The organism is Aquidulcibacter sp. (genome assembly GCF_044346625.1).
GTDB lineage: Bacteria > Pseudomonadota > Alphaproteobacteria > Caulobacterales > Aquidulcibacteraceae > Aquidulcibacter.
The window spans coordinates 1-23,015 of sequence record NZ_JBIIYV010000029.1 but is presented as its reverse complement, the minus strand read 5'-3'; the positions used below and the strand labels follow the sequence as shown (position 1 = coordinate 23,015).

At 55.9% G+C, this 23,015-nt stretch carries 28 protein-coding genes; 13 read left to right on the top strand and 15 right to left on the bottom strand.

Going from position 1 to position 23,015, the window contains the following annotated elements; all coding sequences use genetic code 11:
- Positions 1–100: 100 nt before the first annotated feature.
- The 4 genes from ACIQ20_RS09025 to ACIQ20_RS09010 are packed head-to-tail and all read right to left on the bottom strand — an operon-like array spanning position 101 to position 3,277.
- Positions 101–1,072, bottom strand: coding sequence for a hypothetical protein (locus ACIQ20_RS09025; RefSeq protein ID WP_395779519.1), 972 nt, complete (start codon positions 1,070–1,072; stop codon positions 101–103).
- Positions 1,069–1,503 carry a DUF6468 domain-containing protein gene (locus ACIQ20_RS09020; protein ID WP_395779517.1) on the bottom strand — a complete coding sequence of 145 codons (435 nt, stop codon included), beginning with the start codon at positions 1,501–1,503 and terminating at the stop codon, positions 1,069–1,071. Before ACIQ20_RS09020 ends, ACIQ20_RS09025 begins: the two co-directional genes overlap by 4 nt.
- Entirely contained in the window at positions 1,500–2,639 is a 1,140-nt protein-coding gene (gene fliM, locus ACIQ20_RS09015; protein WP_395779515.1) for a flagellar motor switch protein FliM, read from the bottom strand. The genes ACIQ20_RS09020 and fliM overlap by 4 nt, the downstream gene beginning before the upstream one ends.
- A complete protein-coding gene (locus ACIQ20_RS09010; RefSeq protein ID WP_395779513.1) occupies positions 2,639–3,277 on the bottom strand; it encodes a flagellar basal body-associated FliL family protein in 639 nt (212 codons plus the stop codon). The genes fliM and ACIQ20_RS09010 overlap by 1 nt, the downstream gene beginning before the upstream one ends.
- Positions 3,278–3,597: 320 nt before the next feature.
- Between ACIQ20_RS09010 and flgF the strand changes: the two genes are divergently transcribed.
- The 4 genes from flgF to flgH are packed head-to-tail and all read left to right on the top strand — an operon-like array spanning position 3,598 to position 6,762.
- Positions 3,598–4,335 (top strand): flagellar basal-body rod protein FlgF, encoded by a 738-nt coding sequence (flgF, locus tag ACIQ20_RS09005; protein ID WP_395779511.1) that lies wholly within the window; start codon positions 3,598–3,600, stop codon positions 4,333–4,335.
- A 21-nt stretch (positions 4,336–4,356) separates the two neighbouring features.
- The gene (gene flgG / locus ACIQ20_RS09000; protein WP_395779509.1) at positions 4,357–5,145 is read left to right on the top strand and encodes a flagellar basal-body rod protein FlgG; all 789 of its coding nucleotides are present in this window, start codon (positions 4,357–4,359) and stop codon (positions 5,143–5,145) included.
- Between the two features lie 7 nt (positions 5,146–5,152).
- Positions 5,153–6,019, top strand: a complete 867-nt coding sequence (gene flgA / locus ACIQ20_RS08995) for a flagellar basal body P-ring formation chaperone FlgA (RefSeq protein ID WP_395779507.1) — start codon at positions 5,153–5,155, stop codon at positions 6,017–6,019.
- Positions 6,019–6,762, top strand: a complete 744-nt coding sequence (gene flgH, locus ACIQ20_RS08990) for a flagellar basal body L-ring protein FlgH (RefSeq protein WP_395779505.1) — start codon at positions 6,019–6,021, stop codon at positions 6,760–6,762. Before flgA ends, flgH begins: the two co-directional genes overlap by 1 nt.
- Before the next feature lie 21 nt (positions 6,763–6,783).
- On the opposite strand, the gene dksA is transcribed toward flgH, so the two are convergent.
- Both dksA and ACIQ20_RS08980 read right to left on the bottom strand, forming a co-directional pair.
- A complete protein-coding gene (gene dksA / locus ACIQ20_RS08985; RefSeq protein WP_395779547.1) occupies positions 6,784–7,203 on the bottom strand; it encodes an RNA polymerase-binding protein DksA in 420 nt (139 codons plus the stop codon).
- Between the two features lie 196 nt (positions 7,204–7,399).
- Positions 7,400–7,819: a flagellar assembly protein FliX gene (locus ACIQ20_RS08980; RefSeq protein ID WP_395779503.1), complete on the bottom strand. Its 420-nt coding sequence runs from the start codon at positions 7,817–7,819 to the stop codon at positions 7,400–7,402.
- Between the two features lie 202 nt (positions 7,820–8,021).
- On the opposite strand from ACIQ20_RS08980, the gene ACIQ20_RS08975 reads away from it, so the two are divergent.
- From ACIQ20_RS08975 to ACIQ20_RS08965, 3 genes are read left to right on the top strand one after another with little or no spacing between them, the layout of a single operon-like run.
- Positions 8,022–9,161 carry a flagellar basal body P-ring protein FlgI gene (locus tag ACIQ20_RS08975; protein ID WP_395779501.1) on the top strand — a complete coding sequence of 380 codons (1,140 nt, stop codon included), beginning with the start codon at positions 8,022–8,024 and terminating at the stop codon, positions 9,159–9,161.
- Positions 9,162–9,175: 14 nt separating this feature from the next.
- Complete coding sequence (locus tag ACIQ20_RS08970) at positions 9,176–9,517, top strand: rod-binding protein (RefSeq protein ID WP_395779499.1); 342 nt, start codon at positions 9,176–9,178, stop codon at positions 9,515–9,517.
- A gap of 3 nt (positions 9,518–9,520) precedes the next feature.
- Complete coding sequence (locus ACIQ20_RS08965) at positions 9,521–9,958, top strand: flagellar basal body protein (protein WP_395779497.1); 438 nt, start codon at positions 9,521–9,523, stop codon at positions 9,956–9,958.
- 85 nt (positions 9,959–10,043) lie between these two features.
- On the opposite strand, the gene ACIQ20_RS08960 is transcribed toward ACIQ20_RS08965, so the two are convergent.
- The 3 genes from ACIQ20_RS08960 to petA are packed head-to-tail and all read right to left on the bottom strand — an operon-like array spanning position 10,044 to position 12,755.
- Positions 10,044–10,874: a cytochrome c1 gene (locus ACIQ20_RS08960; RefSeq protein ID WP_395779495.1), complete on the bottom strand. Its 831-nt coding sequence runs from the start codon at positions 10,872–10,874 to the stop codon at positions 10,044–10,046.
- Positions 10,875–10,885: 11 nt separating this feature from the next.
- Complete coding sequence (locus tag ACIQ20_RS08955) at positions 10,886–12,175, bottom strand: cytochrome bc complex cytochrome b subunit (protein WP_395779493.1); 1,290 nt, start codon at positions 12,173–12,175, stop codon at positions 10,886–10,888.
- 7 nt (positions 12,176–12,182) lie between these two features.
- Positions 12,183–12,755 carry a ubiquinol-cytochrome c reductase iron-sulfur subunit gene (gene petA / locus ACIQ20_RS08950; protein ID WP_395779491.1) on the bottom strand — a complete coding sequence of 191 codons (573 nt, stop codon included), beginning with the start codon at positions 12,753–12,755 and terminating at the stop codon, positions 12,183–12,185.
- A 128-nt stretch (positions 12,756–12,883) separates the two neighbouring features.
- Here petA and ACIQ20_RS08945 point away from each other — a divergent pair, with 128 nt between their 5' ends.
- The 3 genes from ACIQ20_RS08945 (at position 12,884) to ACIQ20_RS08935 (ending at position 15,617) form a co-directional block, all read left to right on the top strand.
- Positions 12,884–13,348, top strand: a complete 465-nt coding sequence (locus tag ACIQ20_RS08945) for a tRNA (cytidine(34)-2'-O)-methyltransferase (protein WP_395779489.1) — start codon at positions 12,884–12,886, stop codon at positions 13,346–13,348.
- Positions 13,349–13,407: 59 nt separating this feature from the next.
- Complete coding sequence (gene hemF / locus ACIQ20_RS08940) at positions 13,408–14,277, top strand: oxygen-dependent coproporphyrinogen oxidase (RefSeq protein ID WP_395779487.1); 870 nt, start codon at positions 13,408–13,410, stop codon at positions 14,275–14,277.
- A gap of 83 nt (positions 14,278–14,360) precedes the next feature.
- Positions 14,361–15,617, top strand: coding sequence for a hypothetical protein (locus ACIQ20_RS08935; protein ID WP_395779485.1), 1,257 nt, complete (start codon positions 14,361–14,363; stop codon positions 15,615–15,617).
- Between the two features lie 11 nt (positions 15,618–15,628).
- Here ACIQ20_RS08935 and ACIQ20_RS08930 read toward each other — a convergent pair whose 3' ends face one another.
- From ACIQ20_RS08930 to ACIQ20_RS08920, 3 genes are all read right to left on the bottom strand, one after another.
- A complete protein-coding gene (locus tag ACIQ20_RS08930) occupies positions 15,629–16,993 on the bottom strand; it encodes a glutamate--cysteine ligase (protein WP_395779483.1) in 1,365 nt (454 codons plus the stop codon).
- A 92-nt stretch (positions 16,994–17,085) separates the two neighbouring features.
- Entirely contained in the window at positions 17,086–17,727 is a 642-nt protein-coding gene (locus ACIQ20_RS08925) for an alternative oxidase (RefSeq protein WP_395779481.1), read from the bottom strand.
- 116 nt (positions 17,728–17,843) lie between these two features.
- Positions 17,844–18,569, bottom strand: a complete 726-nt coding sequence (locus ACIQ20_RS08920) for a 16S rRNA (uracil(1498)-N(3))-methyltransferase (RefSeq protein ID WP_395779479.1) — start codon at positions 18,567–18,569, stop codon at positions 17,844–17,846.
- A 133-nt stretch (positions 18,570–18,702) separates the two neighbouring features.
- On the opposite strand from ACIQ20_RS08920, the gene ppk2 reads away from it, so the two are divergent.
- Positions 18,703–19,461, top strand: coding sequence for a polyphosphate kinase 2 (gene ppk2, locus ACIQ20_RS08915; RefSeq protein WP_395779545.1), 759 nt, complete (start codon positions 18,703–18,705; stop codon positions 19,459–19,461).
- A gap of 43 nt (positions 19,462–19,504) precedes the next feature.
- On the opposite strand, the gene ACIQ20_RS08910 is transcribed toward ppk2, so the two are convergent.
- Genes ACIQ20_RS08910 through ACIQ20_RS08900 form a run of 3 tightly spaced genes read right to left on the bottom strand, consistent with a single transcriptional unit; the run spans position 19,505 to position 21,651 of the window.
- Positions 19,505–20,362, bottom strand: a complete 858-nt coding sequence (locus ACIQ20_RS08910) for an NAD(P)H-hydrate dehydratase (protein WP_395779477.1) — start codon at positions 20,360–20,362, stop codon at positions 19,505–19,507.
- Between the two features lie 39 nt (positions 20,363–20,401).
- Entirely contained in the window at positions 20,402–20,887 is a 486-nt protein-coding gene (folB, locus tag ACIQ20_RS08905) for a dihydroneopterin aldolase (protein WP_395779475.1), read from the bottom strand.
- On the bottom strand, positions 20,884–21,651 hold the full coding sequence (locus tag ACIQ20_RS08900; RefSeq protein WP_395779473.1) for an SDR family oxidoreductase: 768 nt from the start codon (positions 21,649–21,651) through the stop codon (positions 20,884–20,886). The genes folB and ACIQ20_RS08900 overlap by 4 nt, the downstream gene beginning before the upstream one ends.
- Before the next feature lie 170 nt (positions 21,652–21,821).
- On the opposite strand from ACIQ20_RS08900, the gene ACIQ20_RS08895 reads away from it, so the two are divergent.
- Together ACIQ20_RS08895 and ACIQ20_RS08890 are read left to right on the top strand one after the other, a co-directional pair.
- Positions 21,822–22,526, top strand: coding sequence for a PAS domain-containing protein (locus ACIQ20_RS08895; RefSeq protein WP_395779470.1), 705 nt, complete (start codon positions 21,822–21,824; stop codon positions 22,524–22,526).
- Positions 22,527–22,544: 18 nt separating this feature from the next.
- Positions 22,545–22,901 (top strand): sensor histidine kinase, encoded by a 357-nt coding sequence (locus tag ACIQ20_RS08890; protein WP_395779468.1) that lies wholly within the window; start codon positions 22,545–22,547, stop codon positions 22,899–22,901.
- Positions 22,902–23,015 lie beyond the last annotated feature (114 nt).

The window sequence follows — 23,015 nt, the reverse complement described above, 5'->3', positions numbered from 1 at the left end:
ACGTCTGGCCCAGTTTCTGGAGAAATCTGCTTATGCCTGAATCCGGTTAAGCTCCCCTTACCAGTGCAGACCGACTGAAAGAGGCAGAATTGCGGTTAACTTAAGCTTTTGGCCGTTGGGCGGGGTCTGCCGGGGCTTGACCTGATGCCGCTTTTGCAGCTGGCTGCGGTGTTGAAGGGTTGTTCGGCGCTTTTGGCGTCGGCGCACGCGGCGCTGTAGGCCCGGCACCGGCTGGGCCTGTCCCTTTGGCATCCAATGCAGCATTAGCCGCAGCCGAACCTTTTGGAGCAGGACCACCTTTGGCTTGGTTGTTTAGAGCGGCTTGCTGGCCAGGCGCTTTAGCAGGCGGGGCTTTAGATGCTGGTGGGGTTGCAGGTGCTGCTGCGGGTGCTGCTACGTTTTGGGGTGAGACAGGGGGGCTACCTGCCATAACTGGCAAGGTTGGCGCATCAATTTCAGCCAAACGACGGGTGACTTCGCGTGCACGCTCTGGCGACATTTTTGCCAGAATAAGCGAGAGCGGCTGCTCCTTCATTTTCTGCGCGATTTTCAACAAGACTTCGGTGTCCAAACCTTCCCAGACCACGGCCGCATCCTTGGGCTTCATCTTCTCATAGACCCGGACGAGCGAGGTAATCCGCTGAGATTCCAAATCATCAACTTGGCCTAAGAGTTTCTGAAGATTGCCTTCTACAGCCTTTAGCGCACTCATCCGCTCTTGAATCTTCGCGTCCGTCGTGGCGAGCAGGTTTTCCCGCGTGACAATATCGCGCTCGCGCGTGTCCAAGGTTTGACGACGCTCTTGCAAGGTTTGCAACAGCCGGAATTCAGCTGCGCTAATGCCCGCTTCTTTGGCCAAATCGACAGGCAAGCACATCGGCGGACCGGCTTTAGGTGCGGCAGCCCCGGCAGTTGGTGCCCCAGCATCAGCAGGAGCGGCAGCTTCTTTTTTCGGGGCTTCGCCTGCGGCCATTGCATTGGTCGCGTCAAAAGCAACGCGGCCGACTTGTGCCAAGCCGACCACGCCCAAACCAACAGCCAGAGCCGTTAAAGGCCGAAGCTTAAAACTCATCTCAATCCACCCCAGGTTTCGGCCAACGGGCGACCGCGCCGCGCCAGCCGGAAATCTTCTTCAACTTCTTCTTCATCCCAACGCAGGTCGCGCTTTTGCCGAGTTGGTACAGGTTCAGGCGCTGGCGCTGGCTTCAACTCGACTGCACGTGCGGTTGTAACGAGAAACTTCAAGGCCTCAGCCGCTGCGCGGGCCTCCTCAATATTGCGCTGAAGGTCTTCTCCAGCGGCCTCTGAAACAGATTTCAACGCCGCTACAGAAGCTTCAGCCCGACCGACAGCCAAAGCGAGTTCTGTGGCAGCAGCAGCCACCCCGTCCTTGCCTTCACGCAGGGCTGTGATCTTGCGGTCCAGACGGATGCACAAGACCGCGACAGCCAACATCGCAACCGCCAAAATGATCTGCGCAATCGGGATATAAAGGTCGGTCATTGGTTCATCAGTTCCCGTCTTGCCGAGTTTGTTAGTGGTCCATCCAGAGACAAAGCGATCGCACGGCCCATCTTGCCCATGCGGCCTTTGGTCAAGGCAATCTGCCCGCAACGCAATTCCACGCTGCCGTCTGGGGGTTGGTTCAAAAACACGGTTTCACCGACCTTTAAGTTCAGCAATAGACCGAGTGGCACCGGCAGTTCGTCAAGGACAGCTTCAACCTGCATGTCCGTCGACCAAAGTTCGGTAGCCAAGTGGCCTTCCCAGATATTATCCCGACCAAATTTCTCACCCATGAATTGCTGGATGAGCATTTTACGGATTGGTTCAAGAGTTGCGTAAGGAAGCAAAAGCTCGACCCGACCGCCCCGGTCTTCCATATCAATCCGCATTTTGATCATGATGGCGGCGTTGGCAGGCCGCGCGATGGCGGCAAAGCGCGGGTTTGTTTCAATCCGGTCCAGCGAAAAGTCCACTTGCTTCAGGGGCTCAAATGCGGCCTGCATATCTTGCAAGATCACTTCGATCATCCGCGTCACAAGCATGCGCTCAATCGTCGTATAAGGGCGGCCTTCGATCCGCATGGCTGTCGTGCCGCGGCGGCCACCCAACAACACGTCCACGATTGAGTAAATCAAATTGGAATCAACGGTCATCAAGCCGTAATTGTCCAATTGCTCAGCCCGGAAAACCGCCAAAATAGCTGGTAGTGGAATGGAGTTCAGATAATCGCCAAAGCGGATTGACGAGATGTGGTCGAGGGAGACTTCAACATTGTCGGACGTGAAGTTACGCAGACTGGTCGTCATCAACCGCACCAAGCGGTCAAAGACGATTTCCAACATGGGCAAGCGTTCGTAGGAAACAAGCGCGGAGTTAATGATCCCGCGGATGCCGTTTTTCTCATCGCTATCATCATCGCCGAGGTCAAAGCCCAAGAGCGAGTCGATTTCGTCTTGGTTCAGAACCCGTTCCGCACCAATTGCAGAGGCAGAAATGGTTTTTCCGGTTTCACCACCTACCATGGCCTCCCATTCGGCAGCAAAGGCATCATCGCCACCGACACCTGGGGCATCGCCCGCAGCCTCTGCTTCCCAAGCAGCCGCCATTGCGTCTTGATCAAGATCATCCGCCATTATTGAACCAACATTTCTTCGATGAGAACGGCATCGACTTGGGCCGGCGCAATCGCCAGATTGACCCGCTTCAAAAGCTCAAGCTGCAAACGGGAATAGCCGGCAGAACCTGCAATATCTTCCATTCGAAGCTCACGAAGGAAGCCTGTATATTGATCAAGGATACGGGGCAGAAGCGGCTCAATCGTCGCTGCAGTTTCCATATCCTTAGCTTGCAACGTCAGACGAAGCTTCAAATAAGCAGGGCGCGAGTCAGCGGTGGCAATATTGACGATCAGGTCTGGGAGCGTGACGAACCCTTCCCCATTTGGACCCTCAGCCAGTTTTATACCGCCTTCTTTCTTGTCATCGCCTTTGCCCTCTTTGCCTTCTTTGCCCTTTTCCTTTTTCTTTTCGTCCTTTTTCTTCTTGTCCTCGTCCTTGCCCTTTTCACCATTCGCATCCGCAACGGCAGCAGGCTTCTTGGCGAAAACAAGGAAATAGGCCGCAGCGCCACCGCCACCTAAAAGCAGAATAGCAGGTAGAACGATGAATAAGATCAGCTGTTTGCCGGCAAGTTTCTTCTTGCCACCAGCGCCTTCCTCCCCTTCAGCGCCTTCAGGAGGGGCGTCACCCTTTTTCTCTTTCTTACCGGCCATTGGTGTCTCTCTCTGGCTTGAACGAGCACCGACTCAGCGGGCACGCATGGGCGTTTGTAAGGCCCAGAGTTAAGCCAATCGTGGTTAATGAAATGTCACTAAATCTTAACCATGCGGCAAAAACTGCCCAGAGACGGACCAAAAACGCCTATTGCGGCCAATTCTTCACGGCATCATCTGCCGAATTCGAGCGCCAACCATTTTAGAATATTGAATTTTAATGATTAATTCTTGGCCCGGCACTTGCAAGGTGTTGGTCCTGGCTCAGAGAAGTTGGTGCCAAAGCGCATCGTGAGCTCACCTAGAAGGTAAATTTAGAGATGGACAATACACTTCTCATCACTGTTTCGGCTCAAAATGCCTTGCGGCGACAAATGGATGTCGCGGCAAACAATATGGCGAACGTCTCCACCGCTGGCTTTAAGTCAGAGTCGGTATTGTTTGAACCCGTCATTCGCCGTCCCGCCTCTATTGCTGAAAGACCCAAGACGGTCGAGTTTGTCCGCGATTATACGATCGCACGTGACTTCCGCCCCGGTGCCCTACAACGCACCGACAATCCACTTGATTTTGCCTTGGCTGGCGAAGGTTATTTCACCGTCCAGACGCCGCAAGGCAATGCCTATACCCGCGACGGTCGCTTCCAAATGGATACGCAAGGCCGCATCGTAACGGGCGATGGCCGCGCTGTTCTCGATACGGCTGGCCAGCCCATTACTTTAGACATTACCCAAGGCGAGCCCTTGGTCGCGAAGAATGGATCTATCCAGCAAAATGGCGTGACGGTGGCCCAACTTGGCATTGCGCGGTTTGACCGCCCCGGTGCCCTCGACAAAGTCGGTGATAATCTGTGGAGACCCACAGATGAAGCCGCCCAAGCTGCTGGAGACCCGCAAGTCGTCCAAGGGATGATCGAAGGCTCCAATGTCGTCGCAGTGACAGAGCTTACCCGCATCATGGAAATCAGTCGCGCTTTTGAAAGCGCAACCCGTCTGCAGAAACAAACTGAGGACTTGCGTGGACGAGCGATCGAACGTCTCGCCCGGGTTCAATCCTAATCTGACTAAAGGACCAAGCACATGCGCTCTATGAATATCGCAGCTACCGGCATGTTGGCCCAACAGCTCAACGTTGAAGTCATTTCTAACAACATCGCCAACATGAATACAACAGGCTTTAAGCGCCAGCGGGCTGAGTTTCAGGATTTGATTTATCAAAACCTCGAACGCCCAGGTGCCACGACCTCTGACTCCGGCACGATTGACCCAACCGGGGTACAAGTCGGCTATGGGGTGAAAACGGGGTCGGTTTATCGTATCGCCGAACAGGGCAGCCTGACCCGAACCGACAATAAATATGACATGGCAATCAATGGCCGGGGCTATTTTCAAGTGCTCATGCCAGATGGGCGGACGGCTTATACACGCGCTGGCAATTTCTCTTCCTCAGCAACTGGGCAAATCGTGACCGGCGAGGGTTATATTGTTCAGCCTGAAATCCAGATCCCCGACGGTGCGCTCGACTTCTCCATTTCGCCTTCAGGTCAAGTGCAAGCCATCATCTCCGGCCAAACCGCGCCGCAGGATCTGGGTCAGATTACGTTGGCGGGCTTTGTAAACCCAGCGGGCCTTGAAGCTTTGGGCGACAATCTGTTGGTCGAAACCGCCGCATCAGGGCCTGCCACTATCGGTAACCCAACAGGGCCCGGCCTTGGCTCGATCAACCAAAACTATGTCGAAGCATCCAACGTCAATCCGGTGTTTGAGATTTCAGCCCTCATCATCGCCCAGCGGGCTTATGAAATGAATTCGAAGGTCATCAATGCCACCGATGAGATGATGCAAGCCACATCTCAAGTCCTCCGGTAGGGCTTAAATGACTAGTCCCCGCCCCTCGCCACTGATTAGCTGGGTTAGCTGCCTCGCGCTCTTAGTGCTGGGCGCGCCTGTCGTGCAAACTGGCCCAAGCTATGCCCAAGTTGCCCAGAAAGGCCCTATACTGTCGCTCAAGGCCAATCCGCGTTCGGACAAGTCCCAAATTACCTTTGGCGATGTGTTCGACAATGCGGGGGCTTATGCCAATGCGGCGATTGCGCGCTCTCCCGGTCCTGGTCAAATGGTTGTTTTTGGTGCGGCACCCCTTCAAGCGCGCGCGCGGGCGGCGGGCCTTAATTGGCCAAACCGTGAAGGCGTACGCCAGATTGTCGTCAATGGACCCGGCCGCATCGATCCCCTGATCCCAATCCAACCAACGGCCTCAACACCCAGTGTGCCCGACATCCGGCAAAGAGCCAGCGCGCCAGCAGCAGCCCCAGCCCGGCCTGAAGCCCTTGCTGTCCTTGGTCGTACGATCCAGCGCGGTGAAGCTATTCAGGCAGAGGATGTGGTGTGGATCGATACACCCTCGACCGCCCCTCGCGATGCGCTGGCAGACCCAGAAGCTTTGATCGGCAAAACCGCCAAGCGCGTTTTGCTCGCCAACACCCCCCTGCGTGCGATGGACGTGATGGACACGCCGTCCGTGCGTCGCAATGAGCCTGTGACCCTGATTTATGAATCCGAAGGCCTCAAATTATCGGTTCGCGGCAAAGCTCTGGGCGATGCTGCCATTGGGGCCAATGTGAAAGTGCTAAACCCGAAATCCAGCAAAGTGCTGGAAGCCATTGTCGATGGCCCGGGCACGGCCCGCGTGATGCTAAGCCAGCTTTCGGCTCGGGTGCCTAATCAGAATGGAGTCAATTGATGCAAAAGTTCAGCTTGGTGATTTTGGCGGCTCTGACCCTGACAGGCTGCGCCTCTACACTTGAGGAAGTGCGCACCGCTGGTAAGCCGCCTGAAGTGACGCCGATTGAGAATCCCGCCTATGCCGCAACGGGGCGTCGCCAAGTTGTGATGCCAATGCCTACCCAGCAGATGAGCCAAGCCTCGTCAAACTCGTTGTGGAAGGCGGGCTCGCGGCAATTCTTCAATGATCCCCGCGCCTCCAATATTGGCGATATCCTGACCGTTATGATTCAGATCAATGATCAGGCGCAATTGAACAACTCAACCGGCCGTACGCGAAAATCCACCATGGATGGCGGGGTGACCAGTTTCTTTGGTTTGGAGCAATTGCCGGGCAAAGTCTTGCCCGAAGGGTTCGACCCTTCCACCATGGTTGGGGCGAGTTCTAACGGGGCATTCGCAGGCCAAGGCCAAGTGGCGCGCAATGAAAAGGTCGATATGACCGTTGCTGCCATCGTCACCCAAGTCCTGCCGAACGGTAATTTGGTGGTGGCGGGTCGCCAGGAAGTGCGCATCAACAATGAATTGCGCGAGCTTTTGGTCTCAGGGATTGTGCGGCCACAAGATATCACATCGGCCAATCAAGTCCGCCACACACAAATGGCAGAAGCCCGCATTTCTTACGGTGGGCGTGGCCAGATCACGGCCTATCAACAGCCGCCCAAAGGGCAGCAAGTCTTGGGTGCGATCAGTCCGTTTTAAACGCGGGCTGATCGCCTCAGCTTAGTCGTCGCGGTGAATGCGCTCTGACCGCTCGTGGCGTTCTTGGGCTTCCAAGCTCAAGGTCGCTACCGGGCGGGCCATCAAGCGGCCTAAAGAGATGGGCTCACCGGTTTCATCGCAATAGCCGTAAGAGCCATCCTCAATCCGGCGCAACGCAGAATCGATCTTGGAAATGAGCTTGCGTTGACGGTCACGGGCCCGCAACTCAATATTTTTATCGGTCTCAGCAGAGGCGCGGTCTGCTACATCTGGCAGAGATACGGTCTCGGTTTGCAGATGAGACAAGGTATCCTTGGAGTCGGCTAGGAGCGAGCCCTTCCAATCTTGCAGCTTCTTGCGGAAATACTCGCGCTGGCGTTCATTCATGAACTCTTCGTCGTCGGTAGGCACATAGTCACTTGGCACATCGGTGTTTGGCATAACTATTGTCGTCATGACGTACCCCTGCTTCTGCATGTGATCGATGAAGGCATCGCACGATGTCCTCGCGCTATAGTGAAGCCCGAGACGGCTCGCAAGGCGCAAGAAACATTGGGCTGGGCTCAGAACTGCTAAAAGAACAAGCTACTGGCTGCAACTCTAAGAAGGGTCCCAGAAAATCGGCCGCCTGATGCCCCTAAAGCGCGCGCTCTAGTTTGGCGAGCTCGACCTCGGCGCGCAGTTCCACATCATCGAGAAGCGCGTTCAAGGCTGGATCATCCACGGCGTCGCGGTGCTCACGCAGGGTTTGAGACAGACGTGCCACTTGTTCACGATTGACGCCCCCACCCAAGATGGCGACGCGTATCTCGTCTAATTGATCTAAGAGGGTGGATGAGCGGCGAGTCGCGCGACGGCGGCGCTCAACCACATCATCTTCGCCCTGCAAGGCCAAAAGTGCACCCACATTGGCGATGGAGGTTGCGGACATGGCGCGATTGACTTGCGCTGGCCCTCCTTCGACTTGCCCTGGCAGCACAAATCCCGGTGCCGCACCGCCGGTGGCGCGACGGGCCCCAGAAACAGAAGATGTGGACGTGGGCGTATTAACTTTCATGAACACGACTCATGGGCCGCCTCGGTTAAGACCTGATTAATGTGTGACACAGAATGGCGGGAAGACGGCAGAATGCCACTAGGCCTAGGCAAACCTTGCCGATCCGCTTGGAAGCCCATGCCAAAGCATCCCCACAAAACCATTGTTTTAATATCATTTTTTACAGCAAGATTGCGGCATGGATTTAGCATGGTCAAAATCAATGACACAGATAATTACGCCCGCATTCCGTCTTGTTTCTGCAGCCCTCATGTTCGGGCTGATCAGCCTATGGTGTGCTTGGCCTGCGCAAGCTTTTGCCCAATCGCGCATCAAGGATCTGGTGCAGATCGAAGGGGTGCGTGACAACCAATTGATCGGCTATGGCATTGTGGTCGGTCTGCCTGGGACCGGCGACGGTCTGCGCAATTCGCCCTTCACCAAGCAAAGCTTGGAAGCCATGCTGGAGCGAATGGGCGTCAATACCCGAGAGCAAAATCTGCAAACAAAAAACGTTGCCGCCGTGATGGTAACAGCGAGCCTACCCCCTTTTGCCACCCAAGGCACGCGGCTTGATATTTCGGTCTCAGCCTTTGGCGACGCCAAAAGCTTAGAGGGCGGAACGTTGCTCGTAACCCCGATGATGGGTGCGGACGGTCAAGTCTATGCTGTTGCCCAAGGCCAGCTGACGGTCGGTGGTTTTACCGCGACCGGCAATTCTGGCACGAGTGTCAGCCGAGGCGTCAGCACCAATGGCCGCATTGCCAATGGTGCCCTGATTGAGCGCGAGCTTCATTTTGACCTTGCCGGCCAAACCGAACTTCGTCTTGCCTTGCGCAACCCAGATTTCACCACCGCCCGCCGCATTGCCAACGCCATCAACACAAATTTAGGCGTCGCTGCAGCCTCGGTAGAAAACCCTTCAACGGTGGTTCTTTCAAAACCTATTGGCTATCCAGGCGATATGGTCAGCCTGATCGGCCGGGTAGAGCGCTTAAACGTAACCCCTGATCAGGTTGCCAAGATTGTGGTTGATGAAGCGTCTGGCATTGTGGTGATGGGCGATAATGTGCGGGTGTCTACGGTCGCTGTGGCACAGGGCAATCTCACCGTCTCAGTGCAAGAGACGCCCCTCGTCAGCCAGCCAAACCCGCTGAGCCAAGGCGAAACGACCGTCGTGCCACGTTCCAGCGTCACGGTTGAAGAAGATAAGGGCGACCTCACCGTTATTCGTGGCGGCGTGCCGTTGCGCGATCTGGTTGAGGGCCTCAATTCTCTGGGCGTCAACCCACGCGACCTCATTCAAATTCTCCAGGCGCTGAAGGCCTCTGGTGCGCTGCAAGCTGACATCGAAGTGATGTAAGGGACCCACAGAATATGGATAGTATCGCCCCAATAATGCCCTTTCCCCAAACCCAGTCGACCTCGGTTGAGGTCTTGGGTGCACGCGCAAAAACGCTGAAGTCTAACGCCGAGATGGACAAGACCGCGCGGGAATTCGAACGCATGGCCTTGGCGCAGATGCTGTCGCTTATGGAGACAGACACTGACATCTCGGACTCCATGTTTGGTGGCGGCGCGGCAGAGCGCGCATTTCGGCCCTTCTTGACTGAAGAATATGCCAAGGGCTTTAGCGAACAAGGCGGGATCGGCATCGCCACTGCCGTGAAACGAGAAATGCTCAAAATCCAAGAACGCGCACAAGCAGCGGGAGTATAGATCATGACCCTAATGGCCAACGACCCCAGCGATTTACTTGACCAATTGATCCTGTTGACGCGTCGGCTCGCTGATTTAGCTGAGAGACAAGCGGCTTTGTTTGAAGGCAGTCGGTTCTTGGAAGCACAATCCCTGAATGAGGAATCCGCACGCTTGGCCAATGTCTATGCGTCGGAAAGCCGCCGGATTGCGCAGAACCCGAAAATGCTCGAAGGCGTGCCGCCCGTACTGAAGGCGACCCTGACGGTGGAGACAGAGCGGTTCAAGGCAGCCATGGAAGCCCATGAGCGAGCATTGGGACGTCAACGCGCCTTGGCCGAAGGCTTGGTGCGCGCCATCGCCGAAGAAGCGGTGGCAGCCCGCCCGACACCTGTGGCTTACGGCCCAGGCGCTCAAGCCTTCCGCGACACCAGCGCCGTTGCCCTTGATCGTCGGGCTTGAGTTAGCAAGCCTCCCCCTTGCCCGCCACAAAACAAAAAGGCCGCCCCGAGGGGCGGCCTTTGTCACTGTAGAAGCCTGAATGGCCTCAGTGCTCAACGTTGCGCCACACTTGGCGGTAAGAGAACCATAACAGAATGGTCAAGAGCAACAGAAAGGCCATCACGCCAAAACCTGTGATCTTGCGTTGGGTCTGATGGGGTTCAGAAGCCCAGCTCAAGAAGGCCACAACGTCACGGGACATTTGGTCAACAGTCGGTTTGACGCCTTTATTGGCTTCAGTATCGGCATAGGTCACTTGTTCATCGACGATTGGAGGACCCATGGCGATCACGCCACCAGGCATGTACGGATTATAGTACTTGCCCTCTGGAATGGACTTACCCTTGGGTGGCGTTTGATCATAGCCACTCAAAAGCGAGTAGACATAGTCGCCACCATTGTGACGCGCCTTGATCAAAGCCGACATATCAGGAGGCATCGACCCACCATTAGCCGCTTTTGCTTGTGATGCGTTTTCAAACGGTGACACAAACTTATCAGCTGGCAGACCTGGACGTTCTTCCTCATTGCCGTCTGGATCCACTGCTTTCACGGTGTAGGTGGCAGCAATGGCCTTGATGACTGGGTTTTCGTTCGGGTTTGGATATTTGGGATCATAGAACGGGCCATGTTCATCACCGAGGTTACGGTAATGAAGCAAGTTCATCGAATGGCAGCCTGAGCAGACTTCCTTGTAGACTTGGAAGCCGCGTTGTAGCTGGGCCCGGTCAAAGCGACCAAATGGGCCTTCCCACGAGCCATTGACTTCCCGTGGATGCTTGACCTCGCCAGCAGCTTGCGCGCTGCTGGTGAAGGCCACGACAGACACGAGGCCTAAGACCCCGGCGATAAATCGGCGTGCGAAAGTTGGTTTCATTACAAAGTTCCTCATTCCGCCGGTACAGCTGCAGCAGACACGCCTGCCGACTTCTTGTGGGATTGCAGGATCGAGTCGGCAATCGACGCAGGGGGGGTTTGGGGTTTCTCAATCACGCCCAACACTGGGAGAATGACCAAGAAATAAGCGAAGTAGAACACTGTGCAGATCAGCGAGATCAACGTCCAGGGTGGTTCAGCCGGCATGGCACCACACACAGCCAGCATCAGGAAGTTCAGCACGAAGGCAAACCACCACATGCGAGCGACCGGGCGATAGCGCATGGACTTGATCTTGGACGAGTCAAGCCAAGGCAAAGCGAACAAGATCAGGATAGCACCACCCATAGCAATCACGCCGCCAAACTTGGCATCGATGATCAAGACGTCGAACGTGATGGCCCGCAGGATCGCATAGAAGGGCAATAGATACCATTCAGGCACGATATGCGCTGGTGTCACTTGGTTGTTGGCAGGGATATAATTGTCTGGGTGACCCAAAGTGTTGGGGCCGAAGAAGACAAATCCAGCAAAGATCAGCAAGAAGACGCAGATCGCAAACGCATCCTTGATTGTGTAGTAAGGATGGAATGGAAGGGTTTCTTTCTTCACGTCTTGGACTTCAACACCGGTTGGGTTGTTGTTGCCAGGCACATGCAGCGCCCAGATATGCAAGACCACAACGCCTGCAATCACGAACGGCAGGAGATAATGTAGTGAGAAGAAGCGGTTCAACGTCGCATTGTCGACGGCAAAGCCACCGAGCAACCAAGTCTTGATCGAGTCCCCGATGAAAGGAACCGCACCCACGATGTTGGTGATCACGGTTGCGCCCCACAAGGACATCTGACCCCAAGGCAACACGTAACCCATGAAGGCGGTGATTATCATCAGCAAGAAGATGATGACACCCAAGCCCCAGAGAATTTCGCGAGGTGCTTTGTAAGATCCGTAATAAAGGCCACGGAAGATGTGGATGTAAACGGCCAAGAAGAACATGCTGGCCCCGTTGGAGTGCATGAAGCGCACCAACCAGCCATAGTTCACGTCCCGCATGATGCGCTCAACCGAGTTAAAGGCCATGTCGACATGTGGCACGTAATGCATCGCCAGGATGATCCCGGTGATGATCTGGCTGACCAAGCAGACCGCCAGAATGCCGCCGAACGTGTACCAATAGTTCAGGTTCTTTGGGGTTGGAAAATCGACCAGCGTGTCATTCATAAACCGCACGATCGGCAGACGCGTATCCAACCACTTTTCGAGGTCGGACTTAGGCACATAGCTTGAAGGTCCACTCATGTTCGTATCATCCAATCTTTACGACTGTGCCGCCGGTATAGACATAGGGCGGAATATAAAGGTTTTTCGGAGCTGGGCCCTTGCGAATGCGGCCAGCGGTATCGTAGTGCGAACCATGGCAAGGGCAGAACCAGCCACCGTACTCACCAATATAGCCGGGCTCAGCAATGCCGACAGGGATACAACCCAAGTGCGTGCAGTTTGCTTCCATGATCAGATACTCTGGCTTACCAGGCTGTTCATTGGACTGCATGGTGCGCTGATCGTCCGTTTGCGGATCCTTAAGCTCAGCGCCGTCGTCCTTTTTACCTTGCGCGATTTCCTCAGCGGTCCGGTGACGAACGAAAAGCGGCTTACCGCGCCACATGATCTTGGTCTGCGAGCCTTCCGCGACTTTCGACACATCAAACTCAATAGATGCCAAAGCGCGCGTATCGGCAGCTGGATTCATTTGATTGATGAGCGGCCAAGCCAGCATAGCGGCACCGCCCGCTGCTACGGCCCCTGTCGCGACATGGATCATGTCACGCCGTGTTGGTTCTCCGGCTTCGCCGGCTACTTCATGATTGGTGGCTGACACCTTGCTACTCCCGCATTCACACACGTCTAAAAGTCGTTTACCGCTAAAAGTAGGGCAGTAACGCCTATTGAACGTGCGACGGAACGCCGCATCTCGCGGCACCCCCTCCAAAGATGAGATTGCATAACGTGCGCCTAGCTCTCTTTCAACCAGATATCGCGCCAAATCTCGGTGCGGCCATACGTCTTACCGCGTGCCTTGGCGTTGGGTTAGATGTCATTGAACCTTGCGGTTTTCCCTTATCAGACAAGACCTTAAAGCGTACATCCTTGGATTATGGCGACAAGTGCGACTGGCAGCGTCACGATAGCTTTGCTGCATTTGCAGCAGCCACAATGCTAAGAAATAGCAGGATTGTGTTGATCGAGACGGAGGGAAGCACGCGTTTAATCGATTTCGTCTTTGAACCGAGCGATGTTTTGATGCTGGGGCGGGAAACCGAAGGGACCCCTCCTGACGTCATCGCAGCTTGTCACGCCTGTGTGCGCATTCCAATGGCACCGGGACTGCGCTCTCTCAATGTGGTGACAGCGGGAGCTATCGCCTTAACCGAAGCCATGCGACAAACTGGCGGATGGGCGACGCTGGATTAGCGTTGTAGGGAGGAAACCGGGACCACTTTCCCGGCAAAAGAACAACAAACGAGGGCAGAATGAGCGAGCAAGACGACCGTAAAGCACAGGCAAGAGCATGGTTTGAATCCTTGCGCGACCAGATCATGCAGGCGTTTGAAACCCTCGAAGACGAAGCAGACCCTGCCCTTTACCCTGGAAGTCCCGGCCGATTTGTCCGCACGCCTTGGAACCGCAAAGAAGAAGCTGGCGGCGGCGGCGTTATGGGAATCATGAAGGGCCGCCTGTTTGAGAAAGTTGGCGTGCATGTCTCCACCGTCATGGGCACGTTTCCGGCCGATTATGCCAAAACTATTCCAGGTGCCTCTGAGGATCCCCGCTTTTGGGCATCTGGGGTCAGTCTGATCGCGCATATGACCAATCCGCGCGTTCCGGCGGTGCATATGAACACGCGCATGATAGCAACCACTGAAAGCTGGTTTGGCGGCGGCGCAGATTTAACGCCTTTGTTGGCCTACCAGCGCACACAGGACTTCCCCGACACGCTGACCTTCCATGCATCGATGAAGCAGGCGTGCGATGCGCATGACCCTGCCTATTATGCAAAGTTCAAAGACTGGTGCGACACCTATTTCTATTTGCCCCACCGCGACGAACCTCGTGGAATCGGCGGCATTTTCTATGACCATCACAATACTGGCTCTTGGGAGAAGGATTTTGCCTTCACCCAAGACGTCGGTCGCGCCTTCTTGTCCGTCTATCCTGAAATTGTGCGCGGCCGCATGAACGAGACTTGGACTGAGGACGAACGGGAAGCTCAGTTAATTCAACGCGGTCGTTATGTGGAGTATAATCTGCTCTATGATCGGGGTACGACCTTTGGCCTTAAGACTGGCGGCAATGTAGAGAGCATCCTCTCGTCCATGCCACCAGTAGTAAAGTGGCCTTAATTATCTCACCACAAGCTGGTTAAACTGTTGCCACTTTTGCTCAAGACTTGGCGAGCTTTAGCGTTTTAGGCTAAAGCGCCGCCATGATCCGCCATTTTTTGCCCCTTCTTCTGGGCCTTTCCACCCCTGTTTTCGTCACACCTGTTCTGGCTCAAGCTAAAGCCCCTGCTGCTTTGGAGCGCCTGTACGAGAAGGTCGCCTGCGAAAAAGCGGGCCAAAGTTTTGCTGGCGCAGATTTGCGTCAGCGCTTGATTGGCCAAGCTGGGCTGACCATGACGGGTGAGCTTTTGAGTGCGATTGAATCGCGTAGCTTGGGCCAGCTTGCGGCAACGAGCACAGACCCTTCCCTTTCCGGTCTGCTCGCATCGACTATGGCCGTGCTATCAACCCCGACCGTGGCCGAGGCTCGCTTTACCCTGACCAGCCAAGCCCAACCCGATGCACGGGCTCGCGCGATTGCTTTCCTCAATGGCAATACAGATGGGATCAGCTTGGCTTGCAAAGCCGCCTCGCCGCCGCCACCGCCACCCCCGGCTGTCATTGTGCCGCGAAAGGAACCAACTGCCAAGCAACGTGGCCTGATCCTCGCGGACAGTAAGAACGACTTCATCAAACCTGCACGCGAACGTGGCTTTGCCACGCTGGGCTTTGAAGAGGACAAGGCCGCCGATACCCGTCTTCTGAACGCGAGCTTAGCGCTCGCCATTGAGCCAATCTTATTTGCCAAGCCGTCAAAGACAACAGAATTACGCTGGACGCCCTTTGTGCAATATAACCGTCGCGCGGCGCGCTCTGGGCGGGAAGAGGTCAATGATCTTACGCTCGGCACTAGCTTTATCTTCCGCAATCCTACTCAACCAGGTGGGGCGATTGGCTTTGGCTCACTGGCTTTTCAAACCGATGATGCGGCGAAAGCTGCGGTGTGGGTGGGCGATGCTTTGATTGACTTCCCGCGCGTCAGACCCTGCACCCGTCGCGACGCGCTGGGTTGGGCCATGCGCTGCAATCTATCGATCGTAGTCGATTATGCCGACGTTCAAGACCCCGGTGACAGCCAAAAACTGGCCGAACTCGACGCCTATCTGCGGGGCGGGATGAATTTGGGCTTGAGTGCTGAGCAGGCTTTTGGCTTTGGCGTTATCACAATCTCGAGCAGCTATAATGGACGCTATGACATCACAAGCCGCAAAGCCTCTGGCGGGATCTTCTCCCTCGGCGCAGGTCTGCGACCCGCGGCAGGGTCCAATATCTCGCTAGAGACGCGTTACACCCGCGGTACGACCATTAACACCTTGGTGGATGTCGACAAAATTACGCTGCGGCTGGGCTATCGGCTCTAAATCGTGAAAGCCTAATAAGCGCAAGTCTCATAAACTTTGTGGATATTGCCACCCCATTCCCCGTGATAGCGCTCGAGCAAGCGTTGGGCTGGGGTCATGCCGCTGGCCGCGATTTCGTCAAGCTCGCTTAAGAAGCCTGTCTCATCATCACCAGACGCGTTGAGTTTCGCGCGCGCGCGCAAGCCTTGGCGGGCAATCGTCAAGACATCCTTGGCGACATCTTGCGCAGAACGACCCCGAATGGGTGCCTTGAGACCCAAGAATGGCACCGTGCGGCGCAGGCTCTCGCGGTCTTCTGCCGTCCAGTCCTTGACGAGTTCTAGGGCTGCCTCGGTAGCCGCATCATCATACAGCAGACCAACAAAGAGCGCGGGCAAAGCACAGAGCCGCGACCAAGGGCCTGCATCTGCGCCGCGCATTTCCAAGAAGGTCTTCAGACGGACTTCTGGGAAGCAGGTCGTCAAATGATCTTCCCAATCCTTCATCGTCGGCTTTTCGCCCGGCAATTCGGGCAATCTGCCTGCCATAAAGTCCCGGAACGAACGCCCTGCGAGATTGAGATACTCGCCATTGCGCTTGGCAAAATACATCGGCACGTCGAGCGCCCACTCTGCGTATCGGGCAAAACTCATGCCCGGCTCAAACACGAACGGCAGCATGCCGGTACGATCTGGGTCCGTATCGCTCCAAACATGGGCGCGATAGCTCAAGAAGCCATTGGTGCGGCCCTCTGCAAAGGGCGAATTGGCGAACAAGGCTGTGGCAATGGGTTGTAGTGCGAGTGAAGCTCGGAACTTCTTCACCATATCGGCTTCAGAGCCGAAGTCCAAATTGGTTTGTACCGTGCAAGAGCGGAACATCATTTGCCGGCCGAGACGGCCGACCTTGGGCATATAGTCCCGCATGATCTTATAGCGGCCCTTTGGCATCAGCGGAATTTCTTCCAAACTGTGCAAGGGGTTGAAGCCCAGACCCAAAAAGCCAATCCCCAGCTTGTCAGTGACGGTGCGGACGTCACTGAGATGGGCACCCACTTCGGTACAAGTCTGGTGCAAATGCTCTAACGGTGCGCCAGATAATTCAAATTGACCGCCGGGCTCCAACGTGATCGACGCCAGGCCCTGCTTTAAGCCAATAATATCGTCACCTTCATAGATGCCGTCCCAGCCCGAAAGGGTCTTCATCCCATCCAGCAGGGCGCGCACGCCCGTGTCGCCCGCATAGGGAACAGGCGCATGGGTGCCTTTGTAAAAGCCAAACTTCTCGTGCTCGGTCCCAATTCTCCAATCAGACTTCGGCTTTGGCCCCGCATCAAAATAGGGCAATAAATCCTCAAAGGTCTCGAGGGGGCGGGAAAGGTCTTCTGAATCAGCCATGCACAAAGTCTCATACGACGTGTAGTTCACGCCGGTGTGAGTTAGGGCGCGTTTATGACAGGCGCAAGAAGGCCCCTTGGATTTTGCCGTTTTTATACTGTCAGGGCATGCGCAAATTGATGGTTGACGTCGCGGTGCTTGGCTTCATCGGCCCGCACCGCCAACACCACATCACGCAGCCGCGCATCCGGCGCAAGCTTCCAATAGTCAATCGCAATGGCGGGCGCGGCCACATTCTCGAGACGACCTGCATCGATCTCAGCCAAGTAAGAGGTATAGCTAATCACCGCTTCTTCCTCGAAATAACCAACCATTCGATGGGCCGTGCGGGGGAAGAAAAGATAGAGCACAAAGAAGGCATTGAAGAACACACCTTGCGCCAACAAGATCAATAAGCGCTCTAGCCAGTTTGGCTGAGCAATGGTCACGAATGTCATCAAGTGCATGCGCTCATTCTGGGACTCATCGAGCAAGGTCTGGATCCAGCCGTGATCATCTTCCATGCGGCGGATGCTGCGCATATGAACCAACATCCCTGCGACCATGCCGGGCACAGCTGCCACGGTTTCCAGCACAACGGCGCGGTGGCCATAGCGCTTGGCAAAAAAGCGGTCTGCAAAGAAGCGCAGAGCACGGGTCATTCCCAAAGCCACCCGGTCTGAGAGGTCCTGTGGGGCTTGATGAAACTCTAAAGGGTTCTCCGTTTCAAAAGGATAACCCGACGCCGTGGTCATGACTCTCTCCTGCTTTTGGGCACCCATCGCGCATGATTGCCCTTAGGTGCAAGCAACAGATGGTGATTAGGCGTGCTTTCGAAAATGCGACGCAATGTCGCCCCCATTTTCGGCCCTTAAGTCCAATCGCCCCAGGCGCTTTGGATCAAGGTTAGCCCCGCAAAAGTTGCCGTATCGGCGCGCAGGATACGTGGTCCCAGATTGACGGGGCGAACCATAGGGCTCGCCCGCAGTTTCTCCCGCTCTGCCGGAGTAAAGCCACCTTCTGGACCGGTTAAAAGCGCCACGCGGGCAGGCTTATCGGCTAAGGCGTCTGCCACCGAGAGGGCATCACCTGCTTCATCAGCAAACAGGATCAGTCGTTGTTCTGCCTTGGGATCAAGCAGGCTCATAAGACCTACCGCATCGAAAACCTCGGGCACAAACAAGGTGCCGCACTGCTCAGACGCTTCGGCCGCGCGACTTCGGAGGCGCTCAAGGTTGAGCTTGCGGACGATGGTGCGCTCGGTCAACACGGGGCGGATGCGCGCCACGCCAAGCTCTGTGGCTTTCTCGACAATCGTGTCGATGCGGTCGCCCTTTACCGGGGCAAACAACAGGTCGAGGTCGCAGACAGCGGTTTGGGTGCGGGTCTGTTCCGCGCAGACCACCTCTGCCCCCTTCTTGCCCACGTGCGTTAAATGGGCCAGCCATTCGCCATCACGGCCATTGAACAACAAAACCGCCGCGCCCACAGGCAAACGCAGCACATGGGCGAGATAATGCGCTTGCCCCGCATCGAGCGCGACGGTGCGATCTTCGCCCAAATCAGAGGCGACATAGAGGCGTTGGCTGGGCTTCATCATTCACTCATTTGGCTAGCCCCCTTGCGCGGGGCGTTAGGTAGCGTGCACACTTCAGACTTATGCCGGAGGAAGCAAGATGGCCAACGACAAGAAGTCCACAAAAGCTGCAAGCGATGCTGCCAAATCCAAGATGACAGATGCTGTATTTTTGGAGCAGCTAGAGCCTCTGCAAGTCGCGCTCGTCACCACCCAGCAATGGTTGATGGAGACTGGGGCAAAAGTGCTGATCATCTTTGAAGGTCGCGATGCGGCGGGCAAGGACGGCACAATCAAGCGCATGATTGAACATATGAGTGCGCGCTCTACCCGCGTCGTCGCGCTGCCTAAACCCTCAGATCGCGAAAAAACCCAATGGCATTTCCAGCGTTATGCCGCCCATCTGCCAGCGGCGGGCGAAGTCGTGATTTTCAACCGCTCTTGGTATAATCGCGGCGGGGTGGAGCCTGTCATGGGCTTTTGTACCCCTGAAGAGCATGCTGATTTCTTGCGCGATGTAGTGCCGTTTGAAACCATGTTGAGTGAGTCCGGCACCCACATCATCAAGCTTTGGCTAGACATCAGCCGCGAGGAACAGGCCCGTCGCCTCGAAGAGCGGCGGACAGACCCCCTCGCCCGCCTCAAAATCAGCCCGCTGGATGCCGTCGCGCAAGAAAAATGGGACGACTACACCGCCGCGCGCGATGAAATGCTCAAAGCCACCCACACCGCCCGCACGCCTTGGTTCTGCGTGCGCGCCGATTCCAAAAAGCACGCCCGCCTCGCCATCATCCGCCACGTCTTGCACCAACTCGCGTGCCCAAAACTCGAAAGCCAAATACCCGAAGCATCGAGTGATCTTTTGTACAAATTCACGGCTAAGGCCATTAAGGACGGGCGTCTGGCAGATTGAGGGGGGGGGCCTCCCCTCTCCCAGAGGGAGAGGGGCTTTAAAGCTACCATGCCCGTAAACCCGCCGGCACAAGATCGTTCAACACAGCGGGCAATGCCGCAATCAAATCACCCGCAGTCAAGCCCGGCCCGACCCGATTAGCCGCCGTCGCGTGGATCCAAACTGCCGCGCAGGCTGCTTCAAACGCAGGCATAGACTGCGCCAACAGGCCACCGATTAAGCCAGCCAGCACATCGCCTGTTCCGGCGCTGGCACAAAAAGGTGTGGCCAAATCGGATGAAGCTAAGCGGCCGTCGGGGGCAGCAACCCACGTCTCTGCACCTTTATGCACGACGATTGCGCCCAAATCCTGAGCAAGCATCAAACTCGCCTCCTCCTTCTTGTCCGGATCAAACGGCCCAGCGAGACGAGTGAACTCCCCGCTGTGGGGTGTCAGGATGGTTGGGGCGGTGCGGGCTTGCACAGCTTGCCACAAAGGCCCATCGTGGCCGCTTTGGGCAATTAGGGTCAGGGCGTCGGCGTCGAGCAGCAGGGGTTTCGGAAAGCCCATCACCATATCCAACACATCACTGGCTTGGTCGCCGGTCAGCCCGAAGGCCGGGCCCAGCACCACGGCATCAAAATCCGCACACAGGCTCGATAGGCTTTGCTCAGGCAAGCGCTCGATAATCAGCCGTTCTGTCTCATGACAGGCCAGAATGGTGGCAGACTCAGGGGAAGCGATCAGGCTGACCCACCCTGCCCCTATGCGATGACCCGCAGCGGCCGCTAGGCGCGCGCCACCGGTTTGCAGCTTGCCGCCACAAATCACGGCGAGCCTGCCGCGACTATGCTTATGCGATTGTGCGCTTGGCCACGGAATGGTGCGGGCTTGCTCGATACTGATTACGAACTCTGTCATTGACGCCATCGTTTCTGATGAAGGCGCGCCAGACATCGGCTAGCGCGTCCGCTCAAGCTCAACGCCGGAACAAGCAGCGCCTGGCACCGCGCCGGGCTTTTCGACCCGCAGACGGACACTCAAAATCCGCTTGTCCGTTAGCACGGCTTCGCAGACTTTTTCGGCAAAAGTTTCAATCAGATGCAGATGCTCACCGGCTGCAACATTGCGCACATGGGCAACCAGGCTGTCATAATCGACGGTCTCGGCCAGCTCATCACTGCCGGCACGAACCGAGGCTCTGACTTGGACCTCCAAATCGACCACCAAAGGCCGCCTCCGCCCCTTTTCATGTGCATAGACGCCACATTCGGCCTCAACCATCAGACCTTTGACGAAAATCTTGGTCGAAACAGCACGCGTCGGCGGCGCCTCCACGCCCTTCGATTGCTCAGAAAACGGCTTGGCGGGTGGCTTGGCTGGACGGCGAATCATGCCGCCTTGTCGCATCACAACGCCCAATTCAGAGGGGCCTGAAGATTTCATTCGTTGATCCCATCCACATCAGGTGTACGCCAAATCAAGCTTTGCCCACCATCAACGGCCATGATTTGGCCCGTTACGGCCTCGGCATTTAACAGAAAGCAAACCGCATCTACCACAGTTGCAACGGGACTGCCCGTGCCCAACAGCGTGGCATCGACTTGTTTTTGAAAATCTTCCTCAGACTGGCGGATGTTGCGCGCTGTCGGGCCCGGTGCCACGCCATTGACGCGCACGTGCGGTGCTAGGGCTTGCGCCAGCGTATGCGTCGCTGTGGCCAAGGCCGCTTTGGATAAGGTGTAGGTAAAAAACTGCGGCGTAAGCTTGAAGATGCGTTGATCAATCAGATTGACGATGGAGCCAGTCTGTCCCTCTGGCAAAGCAGCGGCCAAGTTGCGGGCCAATTCGCAGGGAACGCGGACATGGACATCAAAGTGGCGATCCCAGCTGGCGCGGGTAAAGTCCGAGGCCTCATCACCTTCAAAGATCGACGCATTATTGACCAGGCCCGTGATGGGTGCCCCTGCAAGACTGCTGGCCCGCGTGATCAGGCTGGCAACATCGGCCTCCACCAAAAGGTCCGCTTGCACGGCAGAGGCATTTGCCCCCTTTGCCCGCAAGCGTATGGCCGCGGATTCTGCAAGCGCAATCGAGGTGCTGGCATGAAGGATCAAGGTGTGACCCGCCTCTGCTAGCTTTTCTGCGATGGCAAGGCCAAGGCGTTGGCCAGCACCTGTCACCAATACGGTTTTGGGATTTAATGTCATGGGGGTAAACTAGGGCACAGACGCTTGTAGGGCCAGCCCTGTTCAAGAGCCCCAAATCAGCGGACGCTTTCCCCACTGTAAGTGCGACTTTCCTATTCTTCGATAAAGATTTAAGGCTTATCGAAGCGAATTTATTATCTTAAATGTGTTTTAAAAATCTGGTTGCCGCCGTGGATTACTTGCGAACCCTTGATGATATCTTGAGCAATCTGCCGCATGGCATTCTTGTTCGATGCAAAGACGAAATTCTATTTGCAAACAAGGCCGCGGCACGGGTCTTTGGATTTAACACCGTCCGAGAGCTGACGGATCATCGCGCAGTCAACGCAATGATGGGCACGTTCGTGCAGCCTCAAACGAGCCCCGAGCGCAGGTTTGCTTACTTTTCAACCAAGGACGGCGATTTGTTTTTCGCCGATGCAACCGAGCGGGTGATCGATTTTCGAGGTCAGCAAGCGGTACTAATTACACTCAATACGCCACTTCAAGCGGCCGAAGATTTGTCAAATACGCAAACCTTGGTGGAGCGTTATGCCTTGGCACTGCGTCACGCTAAGCTAGGCGTTTGGGATCACGACCGTGTCGCCAACTCCCATTACTTTTCACCATCCTGCCGCGACATTTTGGGTCTTCCCCACGCAGACTCACGCGCATTTCAGTCTGTATTTGAGGACCTGATTTATCCTGAAGATCGGCCTCTGGTGCGCGCAGCTTGTGCAAAAGCATTTGGCGAACGCGAGCCCTATAGTGCGCAATTTCGAATTATGCTGCCAACTGGTGAGATACGCTGGGTGTCGGCGACTGGCACAAGCATCCATGACAGCGACGGCCTTGTATTGCGCTTTGCCGGTACAATCGTGGACATCAGCGACTAGAAGCACAAAGAGCGCGAATTGATCGAAGCGCGAAAAACTGCCCATGCAGGGCTTGAGGCCAAAAACCGCTTTGTATCAGGCCTCAGTCATGAGTTTCGTACCCCCATTCACGCGCTAATGGCCCTACCGCGACTACTCAAGGAACAAGCAAACCGTCCCGAACTCACAGACTTGGTTGAGGCTTCTGAATTAGCCGGGGAGCAATTATTGTCGCTGGTTGATTCAGCGCTTGACCTTTCTGGGATAGACTCTGGCACGGTGGATGTCCGCACAAACCCGTTTCCGCTCGCCAAGACCTGCATGACAGCGTGTGACGCCATGAATTTGCGCACCGCGGCACGGCGGATTGACCTTCAACTCGATAGTCGCCTGTGAACAATCCCCATCCCATTGCCATTGAATGGGTTTTCGGCGGTTTGAAGTATTCGGATTTGCAAGATTTTGCTGTGTTTGGCAGATTTTCTTGCGATTTAGGTGCGCGGCTGCGCG

Excerpts from the sequence above, each read along its gene's own strand:
- ACIQ20_RS08920 (WP_395779479.1), bottom strand. The coding sequence starts at position 18,569 with ATGAAGCCCAGCCAACGCCTCTATGTCGCCTCTGATTTGGGCGAAGAT.
- flgF (WP_395779511.1), top strand. The coding sequence starts at position 3,598 with ATGGACAATACACTTCTCATCACTGTTTCGGCTCAAAATGCCTTGCGG.
- ACIQ20_RS08970 (WP_395779499.1), top strand. The coding sequence starts at position 9,176 with ATGGATAGTATCGCCCCAATAATGCCCTTTCCCCAAACCCAGTCGACC.
- ACIQ20_RS08975 (WP_395779501.1), top strand. The coding sequence starts at position 8,022 with ATGACACAGATAATTACGCCCGCATTCCGTCTTGTTTCTGCAGCCCTC.
- ACIQ20_RS08960 (WP_395779495.1), bottom strand. The coding sequence starts at position 10,874 with ATGAAACCAACTTTCGCACGCCGATTTATCGCCGGGGTCTTAGGCCTC.
- ACIQ20_RS08930 (WP_395779483.1), bottom strand. The coding sequence starts at position 16,993 with ATGGCTGATTCAGAAGACCTTTCCCGCCCCCTCGAGACCTTTGAGGAT.
- ACIQ20_RS08980 (WP_395779503.1), bottom strand. The coding sequence starts at position 7,819 with ATGAAAGTTAATACGCCCACGTCCACATCTTCTGTTTCTGGGGCCCGT.
- ACIQ20_RS08910 (WP_395779477.1), bottom strand. The coding sequence starts at position 20,362 with ATGACAGAGTTCGTAATCAGTATCGAGCAAGCCCGCACCATTCCGTGG.
- folB (WP_395779475.1), bottom strand. The coding sequence starts at position 20,887 with ATGAAATCTTCAGGCCCCTCTGAATTGGGCGTTGTGATGCGACAAGGC.
- hemF (WP_395779487.1), top strand. The coding sequence starts at position 13,408 with ATGAGCGAGCAAGACGACCGTAAAGCACAGGCAAGAGCATGGTTTGAA.
- dksA (WP_395779547.1), bottom strand. The coding sequence starts at position 7,203 with ATGCCAAACACCGATGTGCCAAGTGACTATGTGCCTACCGACGACGAA.
- ACIQ20_RS08965 (WP_395779497.1), top strand. The coding sequence starts at position 9,521 with ATGACCCTAATGGCCAACGACCCCAGCGATTTACTTGACCAATTGATC.
- ACIQ20_RS09025 (WP_395779519.1), bottom strand. The coding sequence starts at position 1,072 with ATGAGTTTTAAGCTTCGGCCTTTAACGGCTCTGGCTGTTGGTTTGGGC.
- ACIQ20_RS08900 (WP_395779473.1), bottom strand. The coding sequence starts at position 21,651 with ATGACATTAAATCCCAAAACCGTATTGGTGACAGGTGCTGGCCAACGC.
- ACIQ20_RS09020 (WP_395779517.1), bottom strand. The coding sequence starts at position 1,503 with ATGACCGACCTTTATATCCCGATTGCGCAGATCATTTTGGCGGTTGCG.
- ppk2 (WP_395779545.1), top strand. The coding sequence starts at position 18,703 with ATGACAGATGCTGTATTTTTGGAGCAGCTAGAGCCTCTGCAAGTCGCG.
- ACIQ20_RS09010 (WP_395779513.1), bottom strand. The coding sequence starts at position 3,277 with ATGGCCGGTAAGAAAGAGAAAAAGGGTGACGCCCCTCCTGAAGGCGCT.
- flgA (WP_395779507.1), top strand. The coding sequence starts at position 5,153 with ATGACTAGTCCCCGCCCCTCGCCACTGATTAGCTGGGTTAGCTGCCTC.
- ACIQ20_RS08935 (WP_395779485.1), top strand. The coding sequence starts at position 14,361 with ATGATCCGCCATTTTTTGCCCCTTCTTCTGGGCCTTTCCACCCCTGTT.
- flgH (WP_395779505.1), top strand. The coding sequence starts at position 6,019 with ATGCAAAAGTTCAGCTTGGTGATTTTGGCGGCTCTGACCCTGACAGGC.
- flgG (WP_395779509.1), top strand. The coding sequence starts at position 4,357 with ATGCGCTCTATGAATATCGCAGCTACCGGCATGTTGGCCCAACAGCTC.
- ACIQ20_RS08925 (WP_395779481.1), bottom strand. The coding sequence starts at position 17,727 with ATGACCACGGCGTCGGGTTATCCTTTTGAAACGGAGAACCCTTTAGAG.
- fliM (WP_395779515.1), bottom strand. The coding sequence starts at position 2,639 with ATGGCGGATGATCTTGATCAAGACGCAATGGCGGCTGCTTGGGAAGCA.
- ACIQ20_RS08955 (WP_395779493.1), bottom strand. The coding sequence starts at position 12,175 with ATGAGTGGACCTTCAAGCTATGTGCCTAAGTCCGACCTCGAAAAGTGG.